The following is a 14,255-nucleotide window of genomic DNA, read 5'->3' on the forward strand; positions in this document are numbered from 1 at the left end:
TATGGCAGTACTGAGTGCGAAAAACTTGGCGAAAAGCTACAAAAAACGCAAAGTCGTCACTGATGTTAGCTTAGAAGTTGAATCTGGTCAGATTGTTGGGCTGCTCGGTCCAAACGGTGCGGGTAAAACCACCTCGTTTTACATGATTGTCGGCTTAGTACCTCGAGATGAAGGCACCATTACCATTGACGACAATGACATCAGTATTTTGCCGATGCATAGCCGTTCACGACTTGGCATTGGCTATCTTCCGCAAGAAGCGTCGATTTTCCGTAAGCTTTCAGTAGAAGATAACATCATGGCCGTACTTGAAACTCGTCAAGAAATGACGAGGGAAGAGCGCCAAGATAAACTGGAAGATTTGTTGGAAGAATTCCACATCCAGCACATCAGAACCAGTGCTGGTATGGCACTATCAGGGGGTGAGCGACGCAGGGTGGAAATCGCTCGAGCTTTAGCGGCCAACCCTCAGTTCATTTTATTGGATGAACCTTTCGCTGGTGTTGACCCAATTTCGGTTAATGACATAAAGAAAATCATTGAACATCTGCGCGATCGTGGTCTCGGAGTGTTAATCACTGACCATAATGTACGTGAAACACTGGACGTATGTGAAAAAGCCTATATCGTGAGCCAAGGGCACCTAATTGCATCGGGAACTCCGGCAGAAGTTCTCAATAATGAACAGGTGAAACAAGTTTATCTCGGCGAACAATTCCGTCTATGATTATATTAGGAACGGTAAGATTCTGAGCATTACAAGGTAAGTAACACTGAATGAAACCTTCATTACAACTCAAGCTAGGTCAGCAGTTAGCCATGACGCCACAGTTGCAGCAAGCGATTCGCTTATTGCAATTGTCGACACTCGATCTTCAACAAGAAATCCAAGAAGCGTTGGACTCCAACCCATTATTGGAAGTTGAAGAAGGCCAAGACGAGCCTCTAGCAAACGGTGAAGATAAGTCAGCGGTCGAGGCTGCTGATAGCAACAGTGCTAGCGAACCAACAGAAATTGACGTTCCAGATAGCTCCGATGTGATAGAGAAATCAGAAATTAGCTCTGAACTTGAAATCGACACGACTTGGGATGACGTCTACAGCGCGAATACTGGTAGCACTGGCTTAGCTCTTGATGATGATATGCCCGTCTACCAGGGCGAAACCACTGAATCATTACATGATTACCTCATGTGGCAGCTTGACCTAACACCATTCAGTGAAACCGACCGCACGATTGCATTAGCGATTATTGACGCTGTTGACGACTACGGCTATTTAACTTTGTCGCCTAAAGAGATTCATGAGAGCTTCGATAATGAAGAGATAGAGTTAGACGAAGTAGAAGCTGTTCGTAAACGCATTCAACAATTCGATCCTCTTGGCGTTGCATCGCGTAACTTACAAGAATGTTTGTTACTGCAACTGACGACCTTCCCAGAAGACACGCCGTGGCTTGCTGAAGCTAAAATGATACTTGCGGATCACATTGATCACCTAGGCAACCGTGACTACAAGCTCGTCATCAAAGAGACTAAGCTGAAAGAAGCCGATCTTCGTGAAGTCTTAAAGCTTATCCAACAGTTAGATCCTCGTCCAGGTAGTCGCATCACTCCTGATGATACCGAGTACGTAATTCCAGACGTATCCGTTTTTAAAGACAATGGCAAATGGACCGTTTCTATAAACCCGGATAGCGTGCCAAAATTAAAAGTAAATCAACAATATGCTCAATTAGGCAAAGGTAATAGCGCGGATAGCCAGTACATCCGCAGCAATTTGCAAGAGGCAAAATGGTTAATTAAGAGCTTAGAGAGTAGAAACGAGACGCTACTCAAAGTTGCAAGATGTATTGTTGAACATCAACAAGATTTCTTCGAGTATGGTGAGGAAGCCATGAAGCCAATGGTGCTCAATGATGTCGCTTTGGCTGTGGACATGCATGAATCCACGATTTCTCGTGTAACAACGCAAAAATTTATGCATACACCACGTGGTATTTTTGAATTGAAGTACTTCTTCTCTAGCCATGTTAGTACTGACAACGGCGGAGAATGTTCGTCAACAGCAATTCGTGCACTCATTAAAAAACTGGTCGCAGCAGAGAATACTGCCAAACCACTGAGTGATAGCAAGATTGCTGCTCTTCTGGCTGACCAAGGGATTCAGGTCGCAAGACGTACGATAGCCAAATATCGCGAATCCTTGGGAATTGCCCCTTCAAGTCAGCGTAAACGCCTATTATAAGGCACTAACTGAAAAGGAAAGTCTATGCAAATCAATATTCAAGGCCATCACGTTGATCTTACCGATTCAATGCAAGACTATGTAAATTCTAAGTTTCAGAAGCTCGAAAGGTTCTTCGACCATATCAATCAAGTGCATGTTGTACTAAAAGTTGAAAAAATTACTCAAATCGCGGAAGCTACGCTTCACATAAATCAAGGCGAAATCCACGCATCAGCCGATGACGAAAATATGTATGCCGCGATCGATTCGCTGGTAGATAAATTGGTTCGCCAACTTAATAAGCACAAAGAAAAACTAAACAGTCATTAATCATGCAACTGAGCGAAATACTGTCATTGGACTGCACCAAAAGTGCGGTCCACTGCACGAGTAAAAAACGCGCCCTTGAAATGATCAGCCGTATCGTGGCTGATCAAACGGGCCAAGATTCTACCGAGCTGTTCGAATGCATGCTCAATAGAGAAAAAATGGGCAGTACCGGTATCGGAAACGGTATTGCGATCCCTCACGCGAGAATGCAATCAAGCGACAAGGCCATTGCTGTCTTACTACAATGTGATGAAGCAATCGAATTTGATGCGATTGACAATCGACCTGTCGATCTTCTTTTTGCGCTCCTTGTACCAGAAGAACAGTGCAAAGAGCACCTCAAGACTCTATCCTCTATGGCAGAACGTCTGAGCGATAAGCAAGTATTAAAACTACTGCGTAATGCTCAGAGTGATGAAGAACTTTACGACATCATGATTCACCAATAAGCAGGACTAACTCCATGCGACTAATCGTTGTTAGCGGGCACTCAGGTGCCGGTAAAAGTATTGCGCTTCGTGTACTGGAAGACTTAGGTTACTACTGTGTTGATAACCTGCCAGTTAACTTGCTGGACGCATTTGTTCATTCTGTTGCTGACAGCAAACAGAATGTTGCAGTCAGCATTGATATTCGTAATATTCCTAAAAAGCTAAAAGAACTGACGAGTACACTAGAACAGTTAAAAACTGAGCTTGATGTGACCGTGCTTTTCTTGGACGCCAATAAAGAAACGCTACTCAAACGCTACAGCGAAACACGCCGAATTCACCCGTTATCTTTAGGTGGCACCTCCCTCTCGCTCGATCAAGCCATCGAGCGTGAGAAGCAAATTTTGACGCCACTCAAAGCGCATGCAGATCTGGTCCTAAATAGTAGTGGGCAGTCTTTGCATGAATTGAGTGAAACCGTGCGTATGCGCGTTGAAGGCAGAGATCGCAAAGGGCTCGTTATGGTATTTGAGTCTTTTGGTTTTAAATACGGCCTGCCTTCCGATGCCGATTACGTATTCGACGTTCGCTTCTTACCTAACCCACATTGGGAACCAGCACTACGCCCGCTTACAGGTCTGGATGCTCCTATCGCCGCATTTTTAGAGCAACACCAATCGGTGTTAAGTTTGAAATATCAAATTGAAAGCTTTATAGAGAATTGGTTACCTCTGCTTGAGAAAAACAACCGCAGCTACCTGACCGTTGCAATCGGTTGTACTGGTGGTAAGCACCGCTCGGTGTACTTAACTCAGCAAATCGGTGAGTACTTCGCCAACAAAGGACACCAAGTACAAATTCGCCATACCTCACTAGAGAAAAACGCTAAGGAGTAGCCGTGGAGTTAAGTCGTAAAGTATTGATTCAAAACCGCCTTGGCTTACATGCTCGTGCAGCAGTCAAGCTGGTCGAACTGGCACAGAGCTTTGAAGCGGTCATCACCATCGACAATGAAGAAGACAAAACCGCCACAGCAGACAGCGTAATGGGCCTGTTAATGCTAGAATCCGCTCAAGGACAATACGTCACGATCCACGCAACGGGTGGGCAAGCGGAAGAAGCACTGGATGCCGTTTGCCACTTGATCGAAGATAAATTTGATGAAGGCGAGTAGTTTACTCGCTTTTTTCTTACCTCCCATTATCTTTCTCTTCCCTGACCTAATAAATAAATTTGCTTAGTATCATAAGTTGTTATTAAAAGGCGCCTAGAATTAAGTTATTATTCAACGCATTGTAAATATCAGGAATTGGGAGGAATGAATGGCAGAGCAAATTGAATTCGACCAAGCTCACCAAGCCCTCCAAGAAGTCACAGAAGCGCTAGAAAATGGCCGCTTCGTCCATGTTCGTCGTCAATTACAGGACATGGAACCTGAGGATATCGCTCACCTTTTAGAAGCCTCCCCACGGAAGAGCCGTGAAGTTCTTTGGCAACTCACCGACCCTGAAGATTATGGTGAAATCCTTGACGAGCTGAACGAAGACGTCAAAGACAGCCTCGTATCCAAAATGGCACCAGAAGCGCTTGCAGAAGCGACAGAAGGCATGGATACCGATGACGTGGCTTACGTACTGCGTAGCTTGCCTGACAACCTGTCACGCGAAGTCCTGTCGCAAATGGACTCATCTGACCGCCTACGGGTCGAAACCGCCCTATCCTACCCAGAAGACACCGCGGGTGGACTGATGAACACCGACGTCATCACAATTCGTGGTGACGTAGATGTGGACGTAGTTTTGCGTTATCTACGTATGAAAGGCGAGCTTCCAGAAGCTACGGATGCCCTGTATGTGATCGATGAAGAGAGTAAGCTCATCGGTGAACTGCCGATCACGACGCTTATTACCACTCAGCCAGACGTAAAAATCATTGATGTAATGGAAGACGCGGACGAGGCCATCACCGTCGATACTAGCGACTCAGATGTTGCGAGTCTGTTCGAACGCCGTAATTGGGTATCTGCACCTGTTGTTGATGAAAACTTGCATTTGGTCGGTCGTATCACCATCGATGACGTGGTTGACGTTATTCGTGAAGACGCGGAACACTCGATGATGAGTATGGCGGGTATGGACGATGACGAAGATACTTTCGCGCCTGTTGTAAAATCAGCTCGCAAACGCAGTATCTGGCTTGGCGCTAACGTATTAGCCGCCCTTGCTGCTGCTTCCGTTTCTAATATGTTTGAGGCCACATTAGATCAAATGGCGGCCATTGCGGTATTGATGACGATTGTTCCGTCCATGGGTGGTGTCGCTGGTAACCAAACCGTCGCACTAGTGATTCGTGGTCTTGCTCTTGGTCATATCGGTGACTCAAACAAACGCGAACTGTTAATGAAAGAAGCCTCGATCGGCTTACTCAACGGTATCATGTGGGCGCTGATTATTGGTGGTATTGTTGTTGCTTGGAAAGGTAACTGGATGCTCGGAGGAATCATTTCCGCCGCCATGCTGACCAACTTATTGGTCGCAGGTATTGCAGGAGTAACGATTCCAATCCTATTGAAAAAAATGAACATCGATCCTGCTTTAGCTGGTGGTATGGCATTAACAACAGTGACGGATGTGATTGGTTTATCTGTCTTCTTAGGGCTTGCCACAATACTGATTACCTAACAGCAAAAACGAAAAAGCCTGATGAACACATCAGGCTTTTTTGATTCTGAATTGCTAGAAAAGCTTATTCACCCGCCACTTTCATGGTATCCAGTAGGATAGAGCCCGTTTGGATTTGTGAGCGCGTTTCAATATCACTACCAACCGCTACAATCTTGGTGAACATGTCTTTTAGATTACCTGCGATGGTAATTTCTGATACTGGGTATTGGATCTCGCCGTTCTCAACCCAGAAGCCTGCGGCACCGCGAGAGTAATCACCCGTTACCACGTTCACACCTTGTCCCATAACCTCTGTCACTAGAAGACCAGTACCGAGCTCTTTAAGCATTTGCTCGAAGTTTTGGCCTGTCGACTTCACGTACCAGTTATGAATCCCACCAGCGTGACCTGTCGGCGTCATCTTCATTTTACGTGCGGCATAACTGGTTAACAGATAAGTTGCTAGCACACCGTCGGTAATGATCTCACGGTCTTGAGTGTACACACCTTCACTATCGAATGGACTTGATGCCAAACCACGCAATACATGCGGACGTTCTGAGATATTGAACCATTCAGGAAGCACTTGTTTGCCTAGATGGTCAAGTAAGAAAGAAGATTTTCGGTACAGGTTACCACCGCTGATCGCCATAACGAGATGGCCAATCAAGCCTGTCGCAACATCAGCCGCAAACATGATTGGGTATTGACCTGTTTTTAGACGCTGCGCATCTAGGCGGTTAACCGTATTCTCTGCCGCCTTACGACCCACCGTTTCTGGGGTCCATAAGTCATCACGATGACGTGCCACGGTGTAGCTGTAATCACGTTCCATCTCGCCGTTTTGACCAACGCCAATTACACAACAGCTAGTACTATGTCGGCTAGACGCATAACTAGCTAATAAGCCATGGCTATTGCCATACACTTTCACGCCGTAATGACTATCATAACTCGCGCCATCACTTTGTTTGATTGCACTATTATAATTTAGCGCCTCTTTTTCTGCTGCAATCGCCACATTGGCAGCATAGTCTGGATCGGGTGCGTCAGGGTGGAAAAGATCAAGCTCAGGGATCTCTTGCACCATGTATTCTTTCGCTGCAGGGCCTGCAAATGGGTCTTCAGATGTGTAATGTGCAATATCTAGCGCCGCTATAACGGTTTGCTCGATTGCAGCTTCACTTAAATCAGACGTGGAAGCACTGCCTTTGTGTTGACCTCGGTAAACGGTAATGCCCAGCGCACCATCGCTGTTGAACTCGACATTTTCTACTTCACCCATACGAGTTGAAACACTTAAACCAGTGCTTTTAGTAATTGCGACTTCGGCGGCGTCAGATTTTGCCGATGCAAGCTTTAAGGCTCTTGCGACGGCTTGCTCTAGCTCGGTACGTTGCTCAGCAACCTGCTGTTTAATATCCATTGTCTTTCACATCTTGTCTTTGATGAACAATAGGATAACAAGAATTTCGCTTTCTCCCCATGATTCTTGTTAAAATAGTCATAATATTAATCAAAACACAGGCAACTGAAATGGCACGTAAGAATCAAAAAGCGCCATGGGAACCAGAAGAAGAGATCATCTGGGTAAGTAAATCCGAGATGAAGCGAGACATGGAAGAACTGCAAAAGCTAGGTGAGGAGCTTGTCGGCCTCAAACCTTCAGTTCTAGAAAAGTTTCCATTGAGCGAAGATTTGCGAGAAGCAATTGCTGACGCGCAACGCTTTAAAAATGAAGCGCGTCGTCGCCAATTGCAACGTATCGGTAAATTGATGCGTTACGAAGATCCAGAGCCAATCCAAGCCGCACTGGATAAAATTCGTAATAAGCACTCTCAATTAACGGCTGTATTCCACAAACTTGAAGCGTTGCGTGATCGCGTAGTGGAAGAAGGTGACAAAGCCATTGATGACGTAATGGAAATGTACCCAGAAGCGGATCGTCAGCGTCTACGCCAACTTGCTCGCCAAGCAGCGAAAGAGAAAAAAGCTGGGAAACCAGCAAAAGCGTACCGCGAAATCTTTCAGATCCTTAAAGGTCTAAACGAAGAAGAGTTTTAATTCGAGGGCTCACGCAATGAGCATTCGATTTAAACGCAAAAAGCAGACGTCAATGTCTGCTTTTTTTATCTTTGGTTTTACAGTCAGCGTTACACTAAGCGATTAACGCGGTCTCCGCGCTCGAAAGCGTTAATGTTCTCAATCAAGATTTCCGCTAAACGTTGAATAGATGAGTCGCTGCCCCATGCAACATGCGGTGTCAGTAACAAATTAGGTAAACTCATATTGGCAATCAGCGGATTGCTCTCATCAGCCGGTTCTTGTGTAAAAACATCAAAACCAGCCGCTGCAATTTCTTGCTGTTTTAAGGCATCCACCAGTGCGCTCTCATCCACCAAACCTCCACGCCCTGTATTAATCAAAATGGAGTTGGACTTCATTTGTTGCAACTCTGCTTGACCAATTAAATTCTGAGTATGATCGTTGAGCGGGCAATGCAAAGTCAGCGCATCGGAGCGTTTTAATACTTCCTCAAACGGCACATAACCAGGCCGACATTCTGCCGCCCCTTTACGCTCAGAAAACAACACGGTCATTCCTAACGCTTGAGCCAGATTCGCCGTCGCTTGCCCTAGTGCCCCGCTACCAACAACACCTAACGTGCTACCACCAATATCCCCGATTGGGTGCGTAAAAAAACAAAACTGCTGGTTACGCTGCCACTCACCTGCGGCAATATCTTGGTGGTACCCGAATAAATTTCGTCTTAAAGCGAATAACATTGCCATCACATGCTCGGGCACCGAACGCGTCGCGTAACCACGTACATTAGCAACCGCAATATCATGATTAGCACAGTAGTTCACATCGACGTTGTTAAAACCAGTTGCGGCAACCGCGATCATCCGTAATTTTGGTAGTTGCTCTAATACATGTTGGTCAAGCAGGACTTTATTGCTAATCACGATATCGGCATCTGCTAACCTTTCTATTACCTGCTCAGGCGCAGTTAGGTCGTACTCACGCCAGTGGTGCGGAAAGCCAGGTCGTGGGACCTCAATATGTTCTGGGATGGTCGCTCGGTCTAAAAATACGATGCTTGGCAAAGACATAACAACTCCTTGTTCACGGCTGAAAGACAGGATACATCAACCACAGTAACGAAATAGCCAAAAATAGCGAACTAGAAAGAACCGCTGTTAGTGCAATTGGCATTAAGGATGTGGCAACGTTTTATAATCAGGCAATGTACGCTCTGGCGAAAAATAGTTAAAGATCATCGCCTCGGCTTCAGGATAAAAGTCACAGGGTACAAAAATACTGCTCAACTGTTCTGTGACTGGGTGATAAAAACTTAACTCCGCAGCGTGCAACTCTAAACGCTCTGAAAACTGATACGCCTGTTCAGTTGCATAAAACTCATCACCAATAATCGCATGACCAATCGCCATCAAATGCACGCGTAACTGATGCGATCGACCAGTAATGGGCAGTAGTCGCACAACGGTCGTATGGGTGCCATCAGGGTGCACTTCACGCTTCACTACTTGGAATAAAGTTTGAGATGGTTTGCCGTCGTCAAAACATACTTTTTGTCGTGGACGATTTGGCCAATCACAAATTAATGGAAGATCAATATTCCCTTCTTGCGGCTCAACATGCCCCCAAACACGTGCGTAATACACCTTGTGAGTGAGGCGATATTGGAACTGCTTTTTTAATGCTCGCTCCGCGGGTTTGTTTTTCGCCAGCAACATCAACCCTGATGTCGACATATCCAAGCGATGCACAACTTGAATTTCTGGATGCAACTCTTTGAGGCGGCTCCACATGCTGTCGTAATGCTCTGCAAGGCGACCAGGGACAGACAGCAGCCCTGATGGCTTATTCACTGCCAGAATGTCGTCATCCTCAAAAACGATATCAACCCAAGGGTCGGTGGGAGGGGTATATTCAAGCATTGCCATGGGAGATCTCTACAAAATAAAAACGCCGCGATTATATACCCAAATAGCACCCAGATGCAGGATTCTGAAGAAAATTTCAACCCAATAAAACAAAGTCAATCCTTTAGCATAAAAACTAAAAATAGCACGTTGTAAATTTAGTTTGACAACAAGACGCATAACTGAATAGAGTGCTAGATGCACACAGCATGATATTCGCAAAGAATACTTAAAATAAATACATCAAAACACAGCATTTAAAAGACATTACCGTTGCGCAGTATAGGGCGAGCGCTCAGTTTGTCATGTACTGCGGTATGTATCTCTTTAGAAAGATACATAAGATAAAAAGGACAATAAGCAATGGACTCCGCCGTTATAGATAAACCCCAATCCAAACTTTCCTTATTTTTTCGTTCGCTAGGCCCCGGCATATTAATGGCATCTGCTGCGGTCGGTGGCTCTCACCTCGTGGCATCAACCAAGGCTGGTGCGATTTATGGTTGGCAATTGGCTGCACTGATTCTGCTCGTAAACCTGTTTAAATACCCTTTTTTCCGAGCGGGCGTACAGTACACCATGGGGACAGGGCTCACCTTGGTTGAGGGCTACGCGAAATTAGGTCGGCCTTATCTATGGCTATTTCTATTTCTTAGCGTGGTATCGGCCGTCATCAATACCGCCGCTTTGTTGATGTTTAGCGCTAGCTTGCTGGGCTACTTCATTCCGTTTTCACTATCAATGGCATCACTCAGCATCATTGTGATTGTCACCTGCCTGATCATATTATTTGCTGGCCATTACAAAGCGCTCGATACGCTATCTAAGGTGATCATGTCGGTGTTAACCATCGCGACTTTACTCGCTGTTTCTATCGCCTTTGGTAACCCTGTTGAACAAGTAGCCAACTTCGAGCCGCCGTCACCTTGGTCTATTGCGGCTATTGGTTTTATCGTCGTGACAATGGGGTGGATGCCTGCACCGATAGAGATCTCCTGTTTAACCTCAGCATGGCTAAAACGCCAATCAAGCCAGCAAGAAGTAACATACCGCTCTGCTCTATTTGACTTTAATGTCGGTTATATTGGCACGGCGTTTCTTGCCATTATCTTTGTATCGCTAGGCTCTTTGATGCTTTATGGTTCTGGCGTTGCGCTTGAAAGCTCTGGCGTTGGCTTCTCCCACCAATTGGTTGGCTTATATGCGGCAACGATTGGCGAATGGTCTCGTTACTTGATCGCGGTAATTGCGTTTTTCTGTATCTTTGGCAGCACGATTACCGTTATTGATGGCTACTCGCGCGTTATTTCGGATTCTCAACGCCTACTGCGCTCACAACCAGACACTAACCCTAAAACCACTTCAGCGATCATGCTGGTAGTCTCCTTACTTGCATTGGGTATTGTGGTTTTCTGGGCTTCTGCGTTATTGCCTATGCTGAACTTTGCGATGATCCTCGCCTTTATGACCACGCCATTCTTTGCTCTGCTAAATTACACATTAGTGAGCAAAACTGAGTTACCTGAGCCTTTGGCTGTTGGACCTAAACTAAAGTGGTTGTCGATTGCAGGCCTGATTTACTTGTTTGGCTTCTTGGCTGTATTTATCTGGTGGAAGTGGTTGATGTAAATGAGATAGCTATCAGTGATTAATGCATTCCGCTTAAAGAAACTAAACCGTAAATAAAGAAAAAGGTCTTCAACTGAAGACCTTTTTTAATGAGCAATAAATACTTACTTAGTTGTGGCTCACCACAATCAAACGCAGCGAGTCGAGCTGAACCTGAGCTTGGTTGATGTAACCAGTGAGCTCTTTAATTTGTGCGTCGATAGCTTCAATTTCTTCGTCACGAATATTTGGGTTCACCGCTTTCAGTGCTTGCAAACGCTCAAGCTCTGCATTCAAACTGTGCTGCATATCTTGATGAGCTTGTTTGCGTACTTCTTCGACCTTCTCTTCAATAAGAACATCACCGGCTTCAATTAAGCGGTGTACGTCTTTCTGTACCGACGTAACCAACTTGCTACCTAAGTGACGGTTTACAGGGCTGAGCTGGCGGTTAAAGCTTTCAAACTCCACTTGAGCAGACAAATCATTACCACGCGAGTCCATCATTAAACGGATTGGCGTTTTCGGTAAGAAGCGCGCGATACCACTGCGTTTTGGCGCTTGCGCATCTACCGCGTAAATCAACTCAAGAAGAATAGTCCCGACTGGTAACGCTTTGTTTTTCAATAGAGATACCGCAGACGTCCCCACCCCTTCACTCATAAGAAGATCGATACCACCCTGGATCATTGGGTGTTCCCAACTGATAAAGTGCATATCTTCACGAGATAAAGCCGTATCACGATCAAACGTGATCGTCGCTCCTTCGTATGGCAGACCTGGGTAGCTTGGCACCATCATGTGCTCAGATGGGGTCACAATCAGGGCGTTTTCACCTTTATCGTCTTGATTCAAGCCAATCGTGTCAAAAAGAGAAAGTGCGAAGGTGACCAGATTGGTATCGCCGTCAGTTGATTCAATTTTCTCAACGATTTGTTGTGCTTTTTCCCCGCCATTTGAATGCATTTCTAATAGGCGATCACGGCCTTGCTCCAATTGGGATTTCAGCTCTTTATTCATTTTTGCTGACGCTTCAATGATCTCATCTAGCGTGCTGGTATCACCAGAGGCAAGAATTTCAATCAGATCATCGGAGTACTTATCGTAAACAGCACGGCCTGTTGGGCAGGTTTCCGCAAAAGCGCTCAGGCCTTCATCGAACCAACGTGCTAGGATCGCTTGCGATGTGCCTTTCAGGTAAGGAACATGAATGTCGATATCGCGATTTTGACCGATACGGTCCAAACGACCAATACGTTGCTCAAGCAAGTCTGGGTTGAATGGCAAGTCGAACATGACAAGTTGGTTGGCAAACTGGAAGTTACGACCTTCAGAGCCGATTTCGCTACAGATAAGAACTTGTGCTCCACCCTCTTCTTGCGCAAAGTAAGCCGCCGCTTTGTCACGTTCAAGAATCGACATACCTTCGTGGAAAACGGTGGCGCGGATACCTTCACGCTCACGCAGTGCTTGCTCCAATTGCAGTGCGGTACTCGCACGAGAAGCAATCACGAGGATTTTCTCGCTGCGCTTCTCTTTTACTTTTTCAAGCAACCAATTCACACGCGAGTCAAACTGCCACCAGCTCGCGTCATCGCCTTCAAATTCTTGGAAAATTTCTTCCGGGTAAAGGTTCTTCATCGCACGTGCTTCAGAACTCATCTTACCGCCAATCATTCCAGCAACACGCATTGATGTAGTGTATTGCGGTGGAATATCCATTGGCATCAGATGCACGTTACGCGTAGGGAAGCCTTTGATGGCCGCGCGCGTGTTACGGAACAAAACACGCCCTGTACCATGACGATCCATCAAGTTATCGATCAGCTCTTGGCGTGCCGACGCTTTAGCTTCTTCGTCCGCTTCACTTTCAATAATACGGAAAAGTGGTTCTACGTCTTGTTCAGACAACAACTCAGTGATCTGGTTTTTTGCTTCATTAGGTAGCTTTTCACCGGAAAAGAGTGAAGTAATCGCATCTGCTACGGGCGCGTATTGCTCTTCTTCCTCAACGAATGCTTCGTAATCATAGAAGCGGTCTGGATCCAACAAACGCAGACGAGCAAAGTGACTCTCACGACCAAGCTGCTCTGGCGTTGCAGTCAGTAGCAACACACCTGGAGTACGTTCAGCCAAGCCTTCTACCACTTGGTATTCACGGCTCGGTTTATCTTGGCTCCATTCAAGGTGATGCGCTTCATCGACAACCAGTAGGTCCCATTCACCTTCCAGTGCTTGTTCAAAACGCTTGCGGCTCTTGCGTAGGAAATCCAAAGAACACAGCACATATTGCTGAGTATCAAATGGGTTTTCTGCATCCGCAAACGCTTCGATACAGCGCTCTTCGTCAAAGATAGAGAAATGCAGATTGAAACGACGCATCATCTCAACCAGCCATTGATGCTGCAGTGTTTCAGGCACCACAATCAAAATGCGTTCGGCACGACCAGACAGAACTTGTTGGTGGATGATCATACCCGCTTCGATGGTTTTACCCAAACCTACCTCATCCGCCAACAAGACGCGTGGCGCGTGACGACGGCCAACTTCGTGCGCGATGTAAAGCTGATGAGGGATCAAACCTGCACGCATACCACATAGGCCACGCATTGGGCTCTTATGCTGCTCAAACTGGTTGGTTAGCGCACGGTAACGCAGAACAAAGTTGTCCATACGGTCGATTTGACCGGCGTACAACTTATCTTGAGGTTTGTTAAAACGAATTTGGTTGCTAAGGAAAATCTCACGCAGAACAACAGCGGTTTCTTGCGTGTCTTCACGAGTACCGAAATAGGTGTAAAGACCTTCATCTTCCAGTACTTCTTCTACTTTTAGAGACCAACCTTCTTGGCAATCGATGACATCCCCAACATTAAAGGTGACTCGGGTAACAGGTGCATCGTTACGTGCGTAAACTCGGTTTTCCTCTGACGCTGCAAACATCAATGTCACAGTACGAGCATCCATTGCTACAACGGTACCTAAACCTAAATCGCTTTCCGTATCGCTAATCCAGCGCTGCCCCAAAGCAAATGTCATGAATT

At 46.0% G+C, this 14,255-nt stretch carries 13 protein-coding genes; 9 read left to right on the forward strand and 4 right to left on the reverse strand.

Going from position 1 to position 14,255, the window contains the following annotated elements:
* Position 1 precedes the first annotated feature (1 nt).
* The 7 genes from lptB to mgtE all read left to right on the forward strand — a co-directional run bounded on the left by lptB (position 2) and on the right by mgtE (position 5,671).
* Positions 2–727: an LPS export ABC transporter ATP-binding protein gene (gene lptB / locus R7E78_RS17915; protein WP_005381111.1), complete on the forward strand. Its 726-nt coding sequence runs from the start codon at positions 2–4 to the stop codon at positions 725–727.
* A gap of 50 nt (positions 728–777) precedes the next feature.
* Positions 778–2,247, forward strand: a complete 1,470-nt coding sequence (locus tag R7E78_RS17920) for an RNA polymerase factor sigma-54 (RefSeq protein ID WP_262640655.1) — start codon at positions 778–780, stop codon at positions 2,245–2,247.
* Between the two features lie 24 nt (positions 2,248–2,271).
* Positions 2,272–2,559: a ribosome hibernation promoting factor gene (hpf, locus tag R7E78_RS17925; RefSeq protein WP_005381114.1), complete on the forward strand. Its 288-nt coding sequence runs from the start codon at positions 2,272–2,274 to the stop codon at positions 2,557–2,559.
* Between the two features lie 2 nt (positions 2,560–2,561).
* A complete protein-coding gene (gene ptsN, locus R7E78_RS17930; protein WP_005381116.1) occupies positions 2,562–3,008 on the forward strand; it encodes a PTS IIA-like nitrogen regulatory protein PtsN in 447 nt (148 codons plus the stop codon).
* Between the two features lie 14 nt (positions 3,009–3,022).
* Entirely contained in the window at positions 3,023–3,886 is an 864-nt protein-coding gene (gene rapZ, locus R7E78_RS17935; RefSeq protein ID WP_005381118.1) for an RNase adapter RapZ, read from the forward strand.
* 2 nt (positions 3,887–3,888) lie between these two features.
* A complete protein-coding gene (locus R7E78_RS17940; RefSeq protein WP_005381120.1) occupies positions 3,889–4,164 on the forward strand; it encodes an HPr family phosphocarrier protein in 276 nt (91 codons plus the stop codon).
* 148 nt (positions 4,165–4,312) lie between these two features.
* On the forward strand, positions 4,313–5,671 hold the full coding sequence (gene mgtE / locus R7E78_RS17945) for a magnesium transporter (RefSeq protein WP_005381121.1): 1,359 nt from the start codon (positions 4,313–4,315) through the stop codon (positions 5,669–5,671).
* Between the two features lie 64 nt (positions 5,672–5,735).
* Here mgtE and pmbA read toward each other — a convergent pair whose 3' ends face one another.
* Entirely contained in the window at positions 5,736–7,079 is a 1,344-nt protein-coding gene (gene pmbA / locus R7E78_RS17950; RefSeq protein WP_318058119.1) for a metalloprotease PmbA, read from the reverse strand.
* A gap of 110 nt (positions 7,080–7,189) precedes the next feature.
* Here pmbA and yjgA point away from each other — a divergent pair, with 110 nt between their 5' ends.
* Complete coding sequence (gene yjgA, locus R7E78_RS17955) at positions 7,190–7,717, forward strand: ribosome biogenesis factor YjgA (RefSeq protein WP_005381124.1); 528 nt, start codon at positions 7,190–7,192, stop codon at positions 7,715–7,717.
* Positions 7,718–7,806: 89 nt separating this feature from the next.
* On the opposite strand, the gene R7E78_RS17960 is transcribed toward yjgA, so the two are convergent.
* Together R7E78_RS17960 and R7E78_RS17965 are read right to left on the reverse strand one after the other, a co-directional pair.
* The gene (locus R7E78_RS17960; protein WP_130545239.1) at positions 7,807–8,769 is read right to left on the reverse strand and encodes a D-2-hydroxyacid dehydrogenase; all 963 of its coding nucleotides are present in this window, start codon (positions 8,767–8,769) and stop codon (positions 7,807–7,809) included.
* A 102-nt stretch (positions 8,770–8,871) separates the two neighbouring features.
* Positions 8,872–9,624, reverse strand: a complete 753-nt coding sequence (locus tag R7E78_RS17965; protein WP_262640654.1) for a pseudouridine synthase — start codon at positions 9,622–9,624, stop codon at positions 8,872–8,874.
* Between the two features lie 342 nt (positions 9,625–9,966).
* Here R7E78_RS17965 and R7E78_RS17970 point away from each other — a divergent pair, with 342 nt between their 5' ends.
* Positions 9,967–11,232 (forward strand): NRAMP family divalent metal transporter, encoded by a 1,266-nt coding sequence (locus tag R7E78_RS17970; RefSeq protein WP_005381130.1) that lies wholly within the window; start codon positions 9,967–9,969, stop codon positions 11,230–11,232.
* A gap of 108 nt (positions 11,233–11,340) precedes the next feature.
* Here the strand turns inward: R7E78_RS17970 and rapA are convergent, their stop codons facing one another.
* Positions 11,341–14,250 (reverse strand): RNA polymerase-associated protein RapA, encoded by a 2,910-nt coding sequence (rapA, locus tag R7E78_RS17975; protein WP_213908218.1) that lies wholly within the window; start codon positions 14,248–14,250, stop codon positions 11,341–11,343.
* Positions 14,251–14,255 lie beyond the last annotated feature (5 nt).

It is taken from the genome of Vibrio sp. YT-19(2023) (genome assembly GCF_033337395.1).

Bases quoted from the DNA above. Each gene is read 5' to 3' on its own strand.
- lptB (WP_005381111.1), top strand. From the start codon at position 2: ATGGCAGTACTGAGTGCGAAAAACTTGGCGAAAAGCTACAAAAAACGC.
- R7E78_RS17920 (WP_262640655.1), top strand. From the start codon at position 778: ATGAAACCTTCATTACAACTCAAGCTAGGTCAGCAGTTAGCCATGACG.
- hpf (WP_005381114.1), top strand. From the start codon at position 2,272: ATGCAAATCAATATTCAAGGCCATCACGTTGATCTTACCGATTCAATG.
- ptsN (WP_005381116.1), top strand. From the start codon at position 2,562: ATGCAACTGAGCGAAATACTGTCATTGGACTGCACCAAAAGTGCGGTC.
- rapZ (WP_005381118.1), top strand. From the start codon at position 3,023: ATGCGACTAATCGTTGTTAGCGGGCACTCAGGTGCCGGTAAAAGTATT.
- mgtE (WP_005381121.1), top strand. From the start codon at position 4,313: ATGGCAGAGCAAATTGAATTCGACCAAGCTCACCAAGCCCTCCAAGAA.
- pmbA (WP_318058119.1), bottom strand. From the start codon at position 7,079: ATGGATATTAAACAGCAGGTTGCTGAGCAACGTACCGAGCTAGAGCAA.
- yjgA (WP_005381124.1), top strand. From the start codon at position 7,190: ATGGCACGTAAGAATCAAAAAGCGCCATGGGAACCAGAAGAAGAGATC.
- R7E78_RS17960 (WP_130545239.1), bottom strand. From the start codon at position 8,769: ATGTCTTTGCCAAGCATCGTATTTTTAGACCGAGCGACCATCCCAGAA.
- R7E78_RS17965 (WP_262640654.1), bottom strand. From the start codon at position 9,624: ATGGCAATGCTTGAATATACCCCTCCCACCGACCCTTGGGTTGATATC.
- R7E78_RS17970 (WP_005381130.1), top strand. From the start codon at position 9,967: ATGGACTCCGCCGTTATAGATAAACCCCAATCCAAACTTTCCTTATTT.
- rapA (WP_213908218.1), bottom strand. From the start codon at position 14,250: ATGACATTTGCTTTGGGGCAGCGCTGGATTAGCGATACGGAAAGCGAT.